Annotated in this window: 12 protein-coding genes and 1 pseudogene; 2 read left to right on the plus strand and 11 right to left on the minus strand. The window is 55.0% G+C overall.

What is annotated here, in order from left to right:
- Positions 1–221: 221 nt before the first annotated feature.
- Genes J3P96_RS17190 through J3P96_RS17200 form a run of 3 tightly spaced genes read right to left on the minus strand, consistent with a single transcriptional unit; the run spans position 222 to position 4,655 of the window.
- Positions 222–1,523 (minus strand): HEPN/Toprim-associated domain-containing protein, encoded by a 1,302-nt coding sequence (locus J3P96_RS17190; RefSeq protein ID WP_434652547.1) that lies wholly within the window; start codon positions 1,521–1,523, stop codon positions 222–224.
- Entirely contained in the window at positions 1,520–2,956 is a 1,437-nt protein-coding gene (locus J3P96_RS17195; protein ID WP_161904267.1) for a UvrD-helicase domain-containing protein, read from the minus strand. Before J3P96_RS17195 ends, J3P96_RS17190 begins: the two co-directional genes overlap by 4 nt.
- Positions 2,949–4,655 carry an ATP-dependent nuclease gene (locus tag J3P96_RS17200; protein WP_434652550.1) on the minus strand — a complete coding sequence of 569 codons (1,707 nt, stop codon included), beginning with the start codon at positions 4,653–4,655 and terminating at the stop codon, positions 2,949–2,951. Before J3P96_RS17200 ends, J3P96_RS17195 begins: the two co-directional genes overlap by 8 nt.
- A 184-nt stretch (positions 4,656–4,839) precedes the next feature.
- Here J3P96_RS17200 and J3P96_RS17205 point away from each other — a divergent pair, with 184 nt between their 5' ends.
- A complete protein-coding gene (locus J3P96_RS17205; RefSeq protein WP_434652552.1) occupies positions 4,840–5,466 on the plus strand; it encodes a hypothetical protein in 627 nt (208 codons plus the stop codon).
- Positions 5,467–5,532: 66 nt separating this feature from the next.
- Here the strand turns inward: J3P96_RS17205 and J3P96_RS17210 are convergent, their stop codons facing one another.
- Positions 5,533–6,525, minus strand: a complete 993-nt coding sequence (locus J3P96_RS17210) for a hypothetical protein (protein ID WP_161907375.1) — start codon at positions 6,523–6,525, stop codon at positions 5,533–5,535.
- Between the two features lie 349 nt (positions 6,526–6,874).
- Between J3P96_RS17210 and J3P96_RS17215 the strand changes: the two genes are divergently transcribed.
- Positions 6,875–7,507, plus strand: coding sequence for a hypothetical protein (locus J3P96_RS17215; RefSeq protein WP_434652554.1), 633 nt, complete (start codon positions 6,875–6,877; stop codon positions 7,505–7,507).
- Positions 7,508–7,647: 140 nt separating this feature from the next.
- On the opposite strand, the pseudogene J3P96_RS17220 reads toward J3P96_RS17215, so the two are convergent.
- From J3P96_RS17220 to J3P96_RS17250, 7 genes and pseudogenes are all read right to left on the minus strand, one after another.
- Positions 7,648–7,853: pseudogene (locus J3P96_RS17220) on the minus strand (8-oxoguanine deaminase); the annotation flags it as partial.
- Between the two features lie 358 nt (positions 7,854–8,211).
- Positions 8,212–8,964: a GntR family transcriptional regulator gene (locus tag J3P96_RS17225; protein WP_434652556.1), complete on the minus strand. Its 753-nt coding sequence runs from the start codon at positions 8,962–8,964 to the stop codon at positions 8,212–8,214.
- Positions 8,965–9,031: 67 nt separating this feature from the next.
- Positions 9,032–10,054 carry a proline racemase family protein gene (locus tag J3P96_RS17230; RefSeq protein WP_434652558.1) on the minus strand — a complete coding sequence of 341 codons (1,023 nt, stop codon included), beginning with the start codon at positions 10,052–10,054 and terminating at the stop codon, positions 9,032–9,034.
- An 11-nt stretch (positions 10,055–10,065) separates the two neighbouring features.
- Complete coding sequence (locus J3P96_RS17235; protein ID WP_434652560.1) at positions 10,066–11,547, minus strand: aldehyde dehydrogenase family protein; 1,482 nt, start codon at positions 11,545–11,547, stop codon at positions 10,066–10,068.
- Positions 11,548–11,555: 8 nt separating this feature from the next.
- On the minus strand, positions 11,556–12,830 hold the full coding sequence (locus J3P96_RS17240) for an NAD(P)/FAD-dependent oxidoreductase (RefSeq protein ID WP_434652562.1): 1,275 nt from the start codon (positions 12,828–12,830) through the stop codon (positions 11,556–11,558).
- Positions 12,831–12,903: 73 nt separating this feature from the next.
- Positions 12,904–13,785: a 4-hydroxy-tetrahydrodipicolinate synthase gene (gene dapA / locus J3P96_RS17245; RefSeq protein WP_434652564.1), complete on the minus strand. Its 882-nt coding sequence runs from the start codon at positions 13,783–13,785 to the stop codon at positions 12,904–12,906.
- Between the two features lie 22 nt (positions 13,786–13,807).
- Positions 13,808–14,473 (minus strand): amino acid ABC transporter permease, encoded by a 666-nt coding sequence (locus J3P96_RS17250; protein WP_434652566.1) that lies wholly within the window; start codon positions 14,471–14,473, stop codon positions 13,808–13,810.

The raw sequence follows: 14,473 nt of genomic DNA on the forward strand, positions 1-14,473 counted from the left end.
AATGATGGATTGACCGCAGTTAGCATCGCCCCCTCCCGACCCAATCTTTCCGCTCCAATCTGAATTTTGAGAGTTAAAGCTACCGCAGCCAGGTAGAAGTTTAGCGGCCTCCAAGGCGCTTAAAAAATTCGCAAAACTGTCGCAGCATCCTAAAAAGCCTCTTAAGCTCAAATTACTTGAGAATTAAAACTGTCGGACTGGGCTCGATGCAACCCTAACAACTAGCCGTGCACGGAGCGAAGCATCTGCGTTGCCATCTCAGTACATTGATCGTAAAGCGAATTGATCACGATGATCAATTTACTACAGTCGTAAGCACCTGTTGTCAAGGCATCTGACGTAGCTTTGTAAAATGCCTTGGCGTAGCTCTCCTTGTATTCCAGCGCACCGTGATAGATATCCAACGATTCCTTGTAGTTTGTCCAAATCACCTGCGGGGGCGGACGACCCATTAACCGAAGATCCAAATAGCATTCGATGGCTGCTGCACGACCATTGATATCTACATTTTCAACACCGCTGGGCCCCCGGGCTGAAAAGCTGCGTAGCTCTTCGAGGTCAGGCAGAAGCATTGTCCGCATGTTTGCAGGAAAGTTGAAACGCCGGAGACCTTCGAACGCCTCGACACCTTCCGCATCGTTGTCAAATAGGATAACAACACGATTGTGGACATCAATCTTGATCAATCCCTCGGCAAACTTTGACAAGCTCCCTGTTCCGGAGAATGGATGTCGCTCCTCTATGTCGATGAACCGAAAAAAATCTTCGATATCTGGTCGGAGAAGCTTGAGGGCTCGCTTCAGGATTCGAGTGTCGGATGTCCCTTCAGTCGCGATTAAATAAGTCTGAGAACGACGGGCATTGGGGAGGAAGTCTTCGTTTTGCGCCCAGCCTGCACTGACGAAGTTGCCGTAGTCCCACACCACATCAAGGCTTAGATTAGACGGATTCTCAGCAAGAATTCGGAGAATGGAGTACGGGTGGAGGAACTCAATTAGAGCGAAAAAATGACTGCGTTCCGAGTACCCCCCCCTTTCTCGGTCAACATCCCCTGCCGGTAGCAGCGAGACAGCGGGGTCGCTAGCGAGCCGACCGTGTCCCTCTGCGTGCTTGGCATCGTAATTTTCAACGTAATCGTTCTTCAGATCACACACGGCATTCGTGCATATAAAGTCAACGAACTGCTGGAACGTTAAACGATTGGGCGACGGGCCGCCGTCTTCGGTATAAGCGAACCGTTCGCTGTCGAGTGATACTTGAACTTGATAATCAGCCTCGACCGACTTGAGTGTGTGCCCGAGAAGTTCCAGCCGCGAGACCATCGCCCCCAGAGTGCGACAAAAGCAAAGCTCGCTTTGTGAAACATCCCTTGAATGTTTCTCGTAGTATTCGTAATTAATACTCGCATGACGACGGCGACGACGGTCACGCTCTTGGAACAGCATGCCGTGGTCCATGCCCATGTGTCCCGTATTGTACGTGAGGTCGATATCGCCTACAGCCAAAGTAATCGGTGTGCTCATAAGTCTCTACTCACAGGCACAAGCCTGCCGGCGCCGAGAATCGTCAGAGACTTGGAGCCGCGGGTCATCGCAACATATAGATGCTTGGCATCGAGAGAATCCGCATCCAGTATCACCGCATGGTCGAATTCAAGGCCTTTAACCAATAAGGTGGTGCCGATGAGTTTGCGGTGAGAGATGGGGCGTCCCGTATGTCTCATATCGCGCTGGTAGATCTTACCCACCTCCACCAGGGTCAACCCCTCGCTTTCGCTATGCATTTTGAGTACGTGGAGCAAGCGAAACAACAAATCACGGCGATAAGCACCCGTCCCCGGGTTTGCTTTAAGCTCTAGGAAGAATGCTATTAGGTGACCGCTTGTAGGATCTGCGAGGTAATCATTTGCAGCCAAAAGCAGGCCTGGGTATTTGGTAGTTTTCCGGAGGACCGCAGACTCTCCGCGACTCGTACCGGCCGCCACTACGCTGCCAACGCCAGTGAAACACTTTTTCGCAAATGTCAGCGCTAGTAGCAACCCCTTCTGGGCGGTCTTCGCCGCGGCCAGTTGCTTGAGGAATGTGTGAAGCACTTTGCCCTCGATTTCCTCAATAGAAGAGAACCGGCCCGCCATTCCTTGGGCCAAATTGTGCGTCATATTCTTGGATCGCGGGTCTCCACCGTGTAGTGCGATGACGCTTTCATTGTGACCTAGCAAGCTCCAAAGTGCAGAGCGCTGCTTTTTTTCGAGGTCTTCAGGTTCGGTGCGGTACCGAATTACGCAGGGAGGCCTCTTCCCTAAAAGATCGACCTGCTGACCTGCCTGAATTTTGGTCCGGACGTCGTTAAGCCAAGCGCCCAACGCTGGATTATCAGCCCAGCGCCATGGTGTCTCCAGATGGCCCAGACACTCGAATTTGGGATAGACGCTACGCCCCCAATCCACAGGATTGGCGTCGTCAAAATCATAAATAGCCTGCATTGGATCGCCCAAGAGCCGACAGGGCAGGAGGTCTGCCAAGGCACATACCAAAGAGTGCTGCAGATCAGAGCAATCCTGATATTCATCAACATAAATACCCGCGTATGAAGCTGATATGGCATGCCGAATGAACGACTTCGCTAGCAGGACAGAGCAGCATCCATAAAGCTGATTCCACTGTTCATTCGTCGGGTTGTCTACATTCCACCCTGATGTCTTCGGATAGGCCAAGCACAGACGCAGGGACCAGCTCGCAATGGTGTCGACCTGATATTTTGAAGTCGGCACACCGAGCGAAGTCATCTTCGCTCTGATCGAATTGACGCCGGCGAAGGTGTGAGTCAAAACCAGCTGCTTACCGTCAGAAACCCGCGCTGCCAAAGCAATGAGATGCGTCTTTCCGTAGCCCGCAGGGGCGATTACGTACCCTTTCGTCTTGCAATCGTTGAGCTTGATGGCTAATTCTTCAGACATGCTCAACCCACTTCCAAAGCTTGGTCAGCTGGATGGAAAGGTCCGTTTTGGCGAACCCAGCGTCCTCGAACGCAGGCTTAATTGTTTTGAACCATAGGTCGCCACGTGTGATGTCTTTGAACCAGTTAGATTTTTTGGCCGCAATACCAATGGCCTTTCGCAGCTCAGGGCTGTCTTCCCAGTGGCCAAGCTCCTTTTCCAAATTACCTTCGAACTTATTGAGTACTTGATCCCTAACCGAGTAATTCAACGTATCCCGTGCCAGATAGAGGCTAAGCAAGACGAATTCCCACGGCACATCTTGAAAAGCGCGCTCCTCCAATGACAGCTTGTCACTCCACATGAAGACTGGAATCTCCAACTCCCGAAGCACACGCGCATCAGCCTCGGAAAATTGGTCGTCAGCGTCTCCATCGGCGAGTGCAGACACTTCGTAGTGAAGTGCCTTGAATGCCTTGGCAATAGGCTTCACCTTTGACCCACCGATAACGTCCAGCAACGCCACTCCATGGTAAGACAGTGGATCTTTCTTATTCTCCACCTGATAATCATCGAATCCCCGGAGAAAGCCAACCTCTGTTGCGCCTTCGCACACGATGATCTTCTTGGCCAGGAATGCGTCAGAGCTTGAACGTACCTTTCCTTGCAGTTCATGCTGCTCAAGCCCTTTTTTTGCTGCCGGGATAACCTGAGTTACGCCACCTACACGGTGCACGACGTAGAGTTCGTCGATGGTCAGCTCACGCAACACTGTTGGCGAGTGAGTCGTGAGGAAATATTGGCCCCGTTTATCTTCTCTGATGTGCTTGATTAGTCGTGTGATCCGGTGAGGCTCCAGGCCGAGTTCCACTTCATCGAACAGAGTGATATGACCTTCATCCAGTCCCATCTTCTGAATGCCGCACAAAAGCATGCGCCTGGACCCTAGCCCCAACTGGCGCAGCGGAATTTCACCGTCATGCAGGACTAGTCCACCAGCTTTCAAATTTACGGAGGCCAGATCAAGGTGCGCTTTGTAGGCATCGACCACGGGAACCCCAAGGAGCTTGGCGACTTCCTGAGATTTCAATGCGGCAGCATCGAAATTTTTTAGCGTCTCCTCCCGCTTCGCATCTAATGACGATCGCGCAGTTCTAGAGGCATCTGCCAGCAGTTCATTCAGGCTCTGTACTGCGGTCAGCTTCGACAAGGCAGTGCCCGTAGCCCATGAAAGCTGCCTTTCACTGAATGTGCCGATCAAGCCGACGCTGACTTTGTTCCGGTCGGCTTGCTTGAAAGGAACTCCCTCCGGTTGTCGGTCGCATACGACAACCCATTGAGGTTCGAGATCTTTGCCAACAGTGAAACGCACGGTGAGCACGTTTTCGAGATGGTCATCTGGCTCATCGTTGATCTGAAACGCGTCGCTGTCCCAGCCTCGGAGGTAATGCCCATACTTAGCGAGCGAGCAAAAGTCATCTACAAGCTCGCCGATCGTTGCTTCGATAGTGATCGGATTTGCAATGTTGCCGCTATAGAAGTCGGAGTCGCTGAGCGTGAGATTCCACTGGGGGAAGAACGTATACCGAATGGCCTCCAGTATGGTCGATTTAGACGAGTCTCCCTTGCCAATCAGACAGAATATATGAGCCTTTGGAAGGCACCATTCCAGCTTGCTGACTCCCCGGAAGTTCTTGATTTCCAGCTTCCTAATTTTCACCAGATCGTATCTCCTTCACATTCGCGCTCCCGGAAGGAGCAGCTTTGAAGCGTGGATGTACCGCAGCCTCGTTGATGCCCCCTAGGTATTTCCAAAACCTGAGCCATCGTCGCTCGCGGCCATTACGGCACGGAGGCATAATGCTGGCCACCCAAGATAAGCACGAAACTGTTCAAGGAGCCATATGGGCAGCATTAAGGAAGCATTTGAAGATGCAGACGTACTGGGAAGGCTAGCCAATAGGATTACGACCAAGGCCTCAAAACGCGCTCTGACCAGAGTGCTACTCACGGCTAGCGTGGGTATCGTTATTTTAGGCAGCTACCTCGGATACCTCACCTACCTGTTAGATAAATATCAGGAAAGTTCGAATCAACATAACGCTACGTATAGCTTTTTGGTTGCCGAAAACCAAGACAAGCGAACGCTTGATTACCTTGAGCTCTGCATCGACGCCTCAAAAAATAATTATGCGAATCGCAATTATTACTGTAGTACAGCATTGGAACTTTATAAACTCACGTTTAAAGAGCTGCCTAGCGACACAGATGAGAACGTGGCAAAGGCGGCGTTTGGCGCCATGAAAGTCGACGTCGCAGCAAGAATTCGTTTTATGGCTTTGCAACGTACGATGGGTCAAAGCTCAGAAATTGATGGCTTACTAGGTTTCCTGCTGAGCATCACAGGAATTACGATCGCCGTGATCCTAGCCATCCTTGGCATGCTCGCTACCATAGTGTGGACTTGGCGAATTTCTCGAGCACAGCTTATCACTCAGCAAAACACCAACCCGCCCCCGACGCCAACGTAAGAACCAGCGCGCTCTGCAAGATAGTGACTATCGACGACTCGAGCTTCGACGCGGGTGCGACAAGAATTACTCAGAGATTCGTATGGCTCCGGCTGAATATCGCTGCTTCAACATTCGGTCGATTTCGGCTACGTATTTCTCAGGAGCCTTGCCGCAAGTCTCATTTCGAAGCTTGTGCACGGCGAGCACCGTTTCCGCGCGGATTTTTTGATTGCTGGTCAACTGGATAACCATTTCCAAGTTGGCAGGATTAAGGAATTCGTCGATCAGCTTCGTCTGGGACTGTATCTCTCTCTCGATGACTGTCAGCTCAGTCAGTCGGTTGAAAACAGCCTCTGCCTGTTCTACCTGTGCATTGGTCAAACGAATTTTTGAGGGAATGGCCTCAAGTTGCCGGCGAAAATCGAGCAGACGCTCCTGATACCGCTGTTGACCCAACTGTAGCCATAAGCCCATACCTTTGAGTTTTCCGAAGGAATGAGGGTACCAGTGACGTTCCTCATAGGTCTTACCCTTCTCATCGATCCCTTTCTTGATGATCTGGTAGCTCCATAGCACCTCGAGGTGGCTACTCTTCCACCGAGTTTTGAGAATGACACCCACACGCTCAGGAAGGATTTGCAGGATTTGGTCAATCCTATCCACCAGCCCGCGATGTCTGATGTTCGCCGCTCTAACCCTTTCAACGAATGCATCCCGCTGGAGGAGCAATGTCTCCACCTTATGGCGCCGAATGTTTCGATGTTCGGTCGCGGACAGTTGCTTCAACGCGCCTTTGACCTCTGCGTCATGAAGGCCCAAGTGATTGTGGGCGCAGCAATGACCTATCAATACGTTAGAGCCATCTTTGAGCTCGACGACAAAGCCATGCTGATGCATCTTCGAACAGCGCGTACCTTTTTTTTGGTATTGGCAACTGGCTTCTGGCTGAATCAAGCGATAGGGGCGCAGTGGGTGGCTGTACTGATCCTTGGTCAAGGTTATGTCAGCGGAGATATTGAATATGGAGAGGAGATCGATAAGCGATCTGATTTCGATGATGTCATGAGTAGGAGCCATTCAGTCCTCTTGAGCGCACACCAGGGAGAGAGCTGTATATTAACCCAGTAATTGCATATTGGAATCACAGAAAAAAAAGAAGGTGCTGTTACCATACCTGCACCACTACGCTGCCCGAAAGCAGATACTGATGTGAGTGGGTGTAGGGGAAGTTGGCACTGACGTATTCTCGACCACGGCTCGCTTTTTATCCCGCTCCTTTTTTCTAGCCGCTCGCTCGGGCTCATCTCAATTTCTTTCTATGGATGGTTGATGAAGTGCTGTTCGTAGGTGCGGATCAGCCCTGCTTCGTTACAACCCAGACTTGCTCGAAAACATGATCTGAGCCCTTGGCAACGATCTCGTACTTTTGAGTTTGAAGGTTTCTCTCCGAGATCAGCAGCAGCGCCTCGGGTGTGAATCGACCACTGCTTCAAATCTCAAATCGCTGCGTGGGCTCTTTCCACTCCGAGTGATGCTCAGCCACTTCGCGAATCACCGGAATCCGCTCGAGCCATTTGGCGAACGCCGTATCGTCAACATTGCCCATGGGTTTATTCGCCAATCGTGTTCGCTCGCCTCTACGTCACAGCGTTCCGTGCAAGTATTAAGCTTTAGTGATCATGGCCACCTTACTCCGCTGCGCCGCCTCTATCCGCTTTCTGTTCGTCAGGCAAGCATTTTACCTCGGGCTTCCTTCAGATTCGCAGTCACCCATGTGCCAGCGGTGTACTTAAATGTTTACTTAAAAAACCGTGGCGGAGATGGATTCCAGTGGAGTTCAGAAAACGAGAAAAGCGGCTCAAGGCCGCTATTTCCGTGGTTTCCAGGCGTTCAGTGGGGCTTGGTGGAAGCAAATATGGCGCAGCGGACGAGACTCGAACACAACCAAGCCTCTCAAATGGTAAAGCTATTAAGATCCAAGATATTCGTGGGAGTAAATGTGGGAGTATTTTTCGGGCATGAAAAAGCCCAACCTTTTCAGATTGGGCTAAGTCATTGAATAATATGGTCGGGACGGAGTGATTCGAACACTCGACCCCTAGCACCCCATACATGGGGTAGCCAGATGTGCACGGGGCCAAGGCGGCGATACTCTGAGGGTTGAGTTCCTAGGCACTGCCCAGGTTGCCAAAAAGCTGGTGCTTCGCACGCAGTTATCGCATAGGGGCCGAAACCGACCTGCTCCGACAGTAGGCTTGGTGCACCTCACCGCTCATGTCGGCGTCATTGTTGAAAGCCCAGCAGTCCCCCCCAAGACCCACCGGCACGTAGTGGTTGCGCATCTTGCGGATTCGCGTGATGCCCGACGCCAGGCGTATGCTCGAGCACGGGCATTGGGCGCCACCGCACCGACGGCCATTATGGAAAGTGGCCGATCAAACCCTCATCTCAAACAGCCATAGACTCATTTACGCGAAGAAACCTCCAACCTACACCGCAGCCCAAACGGAATACGCTGATCCAGGCATGCCAGACTTGAGGCCGTAGGAAATCGCCGTTCGCGATCGCTTATACACCCGGTGCGAATGGGGGCAAAACTGGGGGCATAATTCGATTTTTTCAGGCTGTAACTACCGCCCCAGAGCCCTGTCAAAATGTTTTTTTGGAGATCCTGAGAGTCTTTAGGCGTTGTCGGGCAGGCTATTCATCTGATCATTTTTGCCTTCTATTAGACCGCCCCGGCACCGTAGACATTTTTCCAGCCTATCTGGACTGCCCTCGATCTGGCTCGTCGCGAGCAGCGTCACGAGACGATTTAACCGATACCGCTTTTGTCAAATTCTGCTGCATATAGGCAAGAAAGCGGCGCTGGAACAGCATCGTATGCTCATGCGCTGCCTGCTCAGCCTCGTCGGCGTTACGCGCAGCGATGGCATCGACGATGACATCGTGGTCGCGCCCCAGGCGCGTGGTGGTGCTGGCTGTGCTGATAATGTAATCAAAATGCAGGTGCAGAAGCCGCTGACCTTCGCCTAACAATTTCTCGTAGTAACTGATGAAATAGGGGTTTTTACCCGCTTCGGCGATTGCGATATGAAACGCCTTATTCGTCTCAGACATGGCCTGAAAGTCGCCTGAAGTAACGGCTTCCAGATAAGCCGCGTCCGCCGCGCGTATGCGCTTGAGGTCCTCCTCGTCGTGCTGCGTCGCAGCCAGACGAGTCACCGCTCGTTGAATGAGATCAAGCGCCGAAACGTAATTGGGAAAATCCTCGATTTCAAACGGTGTGACCAATGTGGTCCGATTGGGCAGGATCGTCACCAGGCCCTCGCTGATCAGCCGTGCCAATGCGTCTCTGACCGGTGAACGCGAAAGACCGAACTGTGCCGCAAGCGAAACCTCGTCCAGCGGCGAGCCCGGTTTTAGCTTGAGCGTCAGGATCTGCTTGCGCAGCTCCTCGTAGATATACCGGCCACCGTGACGTTTGGTGCTGGTCTCAGGGGTGTCGTTGCTCATTGAATCACTCTCAGGGTACTGGCGGGTCATTTGACCGGACGCCAGATTAACACCGGCCCGTACTCGATTAAAAACCTTCGCCCCAGGTGTCGCTCAGCATAAACCCGGCGGCCAGTGGGTCATCCGGATCGACGCCAATCTGATGCATGCCGTACACCCAGGCCCGCCCGGTGATGCGCGGCAGCACAGCAGCGCGACCGCCGACTTCGGTCAAACCCAGCAGTTCGACCTTGAACTCCCCGCCAATGGTTGAGCGCGAGATCAGTTGATCGCCCGGCGACACCTGGCCACGAGCACTCAAGGTCGCCAGGTTGGCCGAGCTGCCTGTGCCGCAGGGCGAGCGGTCGACGCGCCCGGGAGGCAATGTGGTGCAGGTTTGCCAGATGGTCTGATCAATACGGTTGCGAAACATCACATACGCTACCTCGTTCAGGCTTTCGATTAGCGGATGCTTCACGGCGACCTGACCGTTGATGATCGTTCGCAGGCGCACGCCCGCATCCGCCAGCGCACGCGCATTGCCGGGCTCGATGCTCAAGCCGACCTGCTCGACATCAACGAGGGCGTAGTAGACTCCGCCAAACGCAATATCCACGTTGATCGGGCCGAACTGGTCGGTGTGTATGAGCGTATCTAGATGCTCGACAAACGCCGGCACCATATCCAGCGAAACACTGACGCAGCGTCCATCCACACAGTGCGCTCGGGCAGTGACCAGGCCTGCCGGGGTATCAAGGACCACCGTGGTGAACGGCGCCTCCATCGGCAGGATGCCGAGCTCCAGCAGGGCCGTGGCCACACAGATGCAGTTACTGCCCGACATCGGATGCGCCTTGTCGGCCTGCAGCACGATAAAGCCAGCCTGGGCCTCCGGACGCGTCGGCGGCAACAGCAGGTTGACCGACATCTGAAGGCAACCACGGGGTTCAAGCATCACCAGGCGACGAAGGCTATCGTCGACCTCATTGATATGGTTCATCTTGTCGAGCATGGTCTTGCCGGGTATGTCGAGGACGCCCCCCGTGATGACTTTGCCGATCTCGCCTTCGCAATGCACGTCGACCATTTGCAGCGTTTTCTTCCAGCGCATGATGCCCTCCTTTACTTGATGTACCAGCCCCACGGCTGGTCGCTGTCGTAGCGGGTAATCTGTTTGGTTTCCAGATAATTGTTCAACCCCCACTCCCCCAATTCACGGCCGATACCGCTTTGTTTGTAGCCGCCCCAAGGCGCTTCGGTAAAGGTCGGTTGGGAGCAGTTGACCCAGACGATCCCGGCCCGCAAGCGACGTGCCACTCGCTCCGCACGCACCAGGTCTTTGGACATCACGGCCGCCGCCAGGCCAAAGCGCGAATCGTTGGCGCTCTTCAAGGCTTCGGCTTCATCGTCGAATGGGCGCACGCAGACCACCGGGCCAAAGATTTCTTCATTCCAGATCCAGCTTGTCGCGGGAACATCCGCAAAGATGGCAGGTGTCAGAAAGTAGCCGGATTCGCAATCTTTGGGCCTCGTGCCACCGTACAGCAACGTGGCGCCCTCCTCCTTGCCGCGTGCGACGGCTTGCAGAATCTTTTCGTACTGGGTGTTATTGACCAAGGGGCCGAGCAGAACGCCCTCCTTCATGCCGTGGCCGATGCTGAGTTTGCTGGTCTCTTCGACCAGGCGTTTCAACAACGGCTCATACAGGTTGCGCTGTACCAGCACACGCGAGGTGGCGGAGCACACCTCACCCTGGTTCCAGAAGATCCCGAACATGATCCACTCGACGGCCGCTTCAATGTCGCTGTCGTCGAAAATGATGAATGGGGATTTACCGCCCAGCTCCAGGCTGATGTTCTTGATGTCGCGGGCGGCCGCTTGCATGATCTTGGCGCCGGTCGGCACACTGCCGGTGAACGCCAGCTTATCGATGCCCGGATGCTCGCTCAGGGGCGCTCCTGCATCAGGCCCCAGCCCCGTGACGACGTTCAACACACCGGCTGGCAGGCCTGCCTCATGGGCAATGTCGGCCAGTTCCAGGGCGGTCAAAGGTGTCAGTTCCGAAGGCTTGAGCACCATGCAGCAGCCTGCGGCCAACGCCGGGGCAACCTTCCATGCGGCCATCAGCATCGGGAAGTTCCAAGGGATGATCGCACCGGCCACGCCCATCGGTTCCTTGCGAGCGATGCAACTGAAGCGTTCATCGGCAAGCTGTACGTTCTGCTCTTGCTGGGTATCAAGCCCTTCGGCGAGGTCGGCGTAAAAATCGAAGCAGCCGGCCGTGTCGCCGATATCCCATTGGGCCTCGGGGAACGGTTTGCCGTTGTCCTGCACTTCAAGCGCCGCCAGCGCATCCAGACGCTGCCGGATTCCGGCGGCGATGCTACGTAATACAACCGCCCTTTGCGCGCCGGTCGTCTGCGGCCACGGCCCCTCGTCGAAGGCTCTGCGCGCTGCTTTTACTGCCAGGTCGATATCGGCGGCGGTGGCGGCAGCGACGTGCGCCAACACCGTTTCATTACTCGGGTCGATGGTCGGGAACGTTCCGCCCAGGGCAGGCTTTACCCATTGGCCGTCGATGTACAGATGCTCGTAGGACTTCATAAGGAACCTCAGGTGAACGCAAAGCGTCGGGCGCTGAATGGCGTCAGGTCTTGTGCGGGGGGACGCTCGGCGACGAGGTCGGCAATCAGGCGCCCGGTGGTGGCACCTAGTGTCAACCCGAGCTGACCGTGGCCGAAGGCGAGGAAGACATTCTTCAGCCGCGAGCTGCGGTCGATCACCGGTTTGGTATCCGGCAGGAAAGGTCGGTAACCAATGCCATATTCAATGTCGTCGAGTTTCAATTGCGGAAGAATCTTGCGCGCCTTTTCCAGGATGATGTCGGCCCGCTTGAAATTCGGCTCGGCATCCGGTCCAGAAAACTCGATGGTGCCGCCGATCTGCAGGCCACGGGTCATTGGTGCAAAGCAGAAGCCGCCATCGGCATAGATCACCGAGTGACGCACCTCTACACCCGAGTGGGGTAACAGCACCTGGTAGCCGGCGATGCCCGCCAGCGGCACTGAGCCTCCGATCTGGGAAAAAAATTGGCGTGATCCCGTGCCCGCGGCGATCACCACGTGGTCCGCTGGGTAGCGCTCGCCGTTGACCAGAGTCACGCCGCTGGCGCGGTCAGAATTTTCATCGATTTTTCCGACCTGCCCGCGCAAACGCACGCCGCCCTGGTCGATAAAGCTTTGCGTGAGCGCAGCGATAAACCCTTTGGTATCGCTGACCGCACGCCAATCCGGGAACACCAGGCCGTGTTTGAATTTTCCCGCCAGAGCCGGCTCCAGGTCCGCTATCGCCGAACGATCCAGTACTTCGGACTTGAAACCCAGGGAGCGGCACAGATCCATATGCGGGCCTTCCTGGGCCAAACCTTCAGCTGTATCAAACACTTCGATGATCGGTCGCTCGCCCATCAGATTTTTATCGGCGCAGCGATCCAGCAATGGCGCGTAGTCTTCGTAGACGTGGTGGGTCAAGGTCGCCATTTCATTGGCGATGTCGACGATGCGCGAATGTCGCGCACAGGCAACAAAGCGCAGAAACCACGGCAATATCCCCGGCAGCGCGCTGGGGCGAAGCGCCAGCGGGCCCTTCTGATCCAGCAGCCAGCCCGGGATCTTTTTCAGAATGCCCGGTTTGGACAACGGGATAACCTCACTCACCGCCATCTGCCCGCAACTCCACTTGGCGGTGCTGTCACCCGGTGCTTGTGGATCGATCAGCGTGACCCGGTGGCCTTCGCGCTGCAGATACAAGGCGCAGCACACCCCGACGATGCCGCCGCCGATAACGACAGTCGCTTGGCCGTGAGCGGGCGATTGCGTATTGATCATAAAGCCCCTCGATTAGTGCAAAATCTGCATGCATGAATCCGCATCGGCATGGGGCGCCGATGCGGGATCGATATCAGCCTCGGAGCTTTTCGAATTCACGACGGAATTCGGACTTTTCCTCATTGGTTAGCGGCAACAACGGCATGCGCGCCACGCCCACATTGAAGCCGGCAAGTTCACACCCATACTTGACCTTCTGGATAAACTTGCCGCTTTCCAGGTTATTCATCAGCGGGAACAGCGAGCGCACGATCTGCTGGGCCCCCGCAAGTTGACCACTGACGTAGTTTTCATAGAACGCCACGATCTGCGGCGCGAGGAAATTGGCTGGCGCGCAGATCCAACTGGTGGCGCCCCACAGGAAAAAGTCCAGGGCCTGGTCATCCGAGCCGCACGAGAGCTGGATCTTGCCCTTGTAGCGCTCATCGATTTCGATGGCCCGCAGCAGATTGCCCGCGCTTTCCTTGATGGCAATGACGCGCTCGTGGTCCATCAGAGCATCCATGACGCTATAGCCCACCTCCACGTTAGTGCGGATGGGGTAGTTGTACAGCACGATATTCACGTCGGGCACCGCATCCAGGATGGCGTTGTAGTGACCTATCAGTTCGTCCTGGGTCGGAATGGCGTAGTACGGCGGCGCGATCAGTAAATTGCTGTAGCCGGTATCCCGAGCCTGCTTGACCTGCTCGATGACTTCGCGGGTACATGAACCGTTGGCGCCGGCGATCAACATGACGCGACCATCGGCGACTTCTCGCACGGTGGCCATGACCTGACGACGTTCTTCATTGGTCAGTGCATAGTATTCGCCGGTCGAGCCCAGAGGTACGAGGCCGCCGACGCCCTGCTTGATCTGGTACTCGACCAGGGAGGCCAGCACGTCGTAATCGACAGCACCGTTTTTATCGAATGGGGTAACCAGGGCCGGCATGATGCCGTTGAGTTGTTGCATGAGTGCGTCTCCAGTGTGTGGCTCAGTAGGCGTAACGTTTGAGCATCCGGGTCTCGACCACCCCGACCAGCCGGGTCAGGGGGAACGCCACCAGGAAATAGATCACCGCCACCGCTGATAAAAACTCCACCGGGCGTGCGGTACTGTTGGAAATGTTTTGCCCGACGAACATCAAGTCAGCGATGCCTACGGATGAAATCAACGCACTTTCCTTGAAAAGGCTGACGACGTTGGACAGCAATGGCGGTACGGCGCGCAGCAATGCCTGCGGGAAGATCACGTAGAGCACCTTGTTCCACCGGGCCACGCCAAGGGCCGTGCAGGCGTCGTGCTGCTCGCCGGGAATGGACTTGAGCGCGCCGCGAAAGGTCTCGCTGGTAATAGCGGTCATGTACAGGGTCAACGCCAGCACCACCGACACGTAGGGCGGCACGGAAAGGCCGAATACCACCGGCAGGCAGAAGAAAATCCAGAACAACTGGATCAACAACGGCGTACCGCGAAACAGTTCGACGTACAAGCCGGTAGGGATGCTGATCCAACGGCTTTTCGACAGCCGCAACAGGCTTAGCAGGAAGCCAAACACGCTTCCCAGCACTGCACAGCTCACGGTGAACGCCAGGGTCAACGCAAGCCCTTTGGCCAGGACCTGCCAGTAAGAAAACACCACCATGAAATCCAGATGCAT

Source organism: Pseudomonas sp. R3-56, from assembly GCF_051132075.1.
Lineage (GTDB): Bacteria > Pseudomonadota > Gammaproteobacteria > Pseudomonadales > Pseudomonadaceae > Aquipseudomonas.

Coding starts and splice junctions, on each gene's coding strand:
- J3P96_RS17250 (WP_434652566.1), bottom strand. CDS start 14,473: ATGCATCTGGATTTCATGGTGGTGTTTTCTTACTGGCAGGTCCTGGCC.
- J3P96_RS17195 (WP_161904267.1), bottom strand. CDS start 2,956: ATGTCTGAAGAATTAGCCATCAAGCTCAACGATTGCAAGACGAAAGGG.
- dapA (WP_434652564.1), bottom strand. CDS start 13,785: ATGCAACAACTCAACGGCATCATGCCGGCCCTGGTTACCCCATTCGAT.
- J3P96_RS17240 (WP_434652562.1), bottom strand. CDS start 12,830: ATGATCAATACGCAATCGCCCGCTCACGGCCAAGCGACTGTCGTTATC.
- J3P96_RS17205 (WP_434652552.1), top strand. CDS start 4,840: ATGGGCAGCATTAAGGAAGCATTTGAAGATGCAGACGTACTGGGAAGG.
- J3P96_RS17210 (WP_161907375.1), bottom strand. CDS start 6,525: ATGGCTCCTACTCATGACATCATCGAAATCAGATCGCTTATCGATCTC.
- J3P96_RS17230 (WP_434652558.1), bottom strand. CDS start 10,054: ATGCGCTGGAAGAAAACGCTGCAAATGGTCGACGTGCATTGCGAAGGC.
- J3P96_RS17190 (WP_434652547.1), bottom strand. CDS start 1,523: ATGAGCACACCGATTACTTTGGCTGTAGGCGATATCGACCTCACGTAC.
- J3P96_RS17225 (WP_434652556.1), bottom strand. CDS start 8,964: ATGAGCAACGACACCCCTGAGACCAGCACCAAACGTCACGGTGGCCGG.
- J3P96_RS17235 (WP_434652560.1), bottom strand. CDS start 11,547: ATGAAGTCCTACGAGCATCTGTACATCGACGGCCAATGGGTAAAGCCT.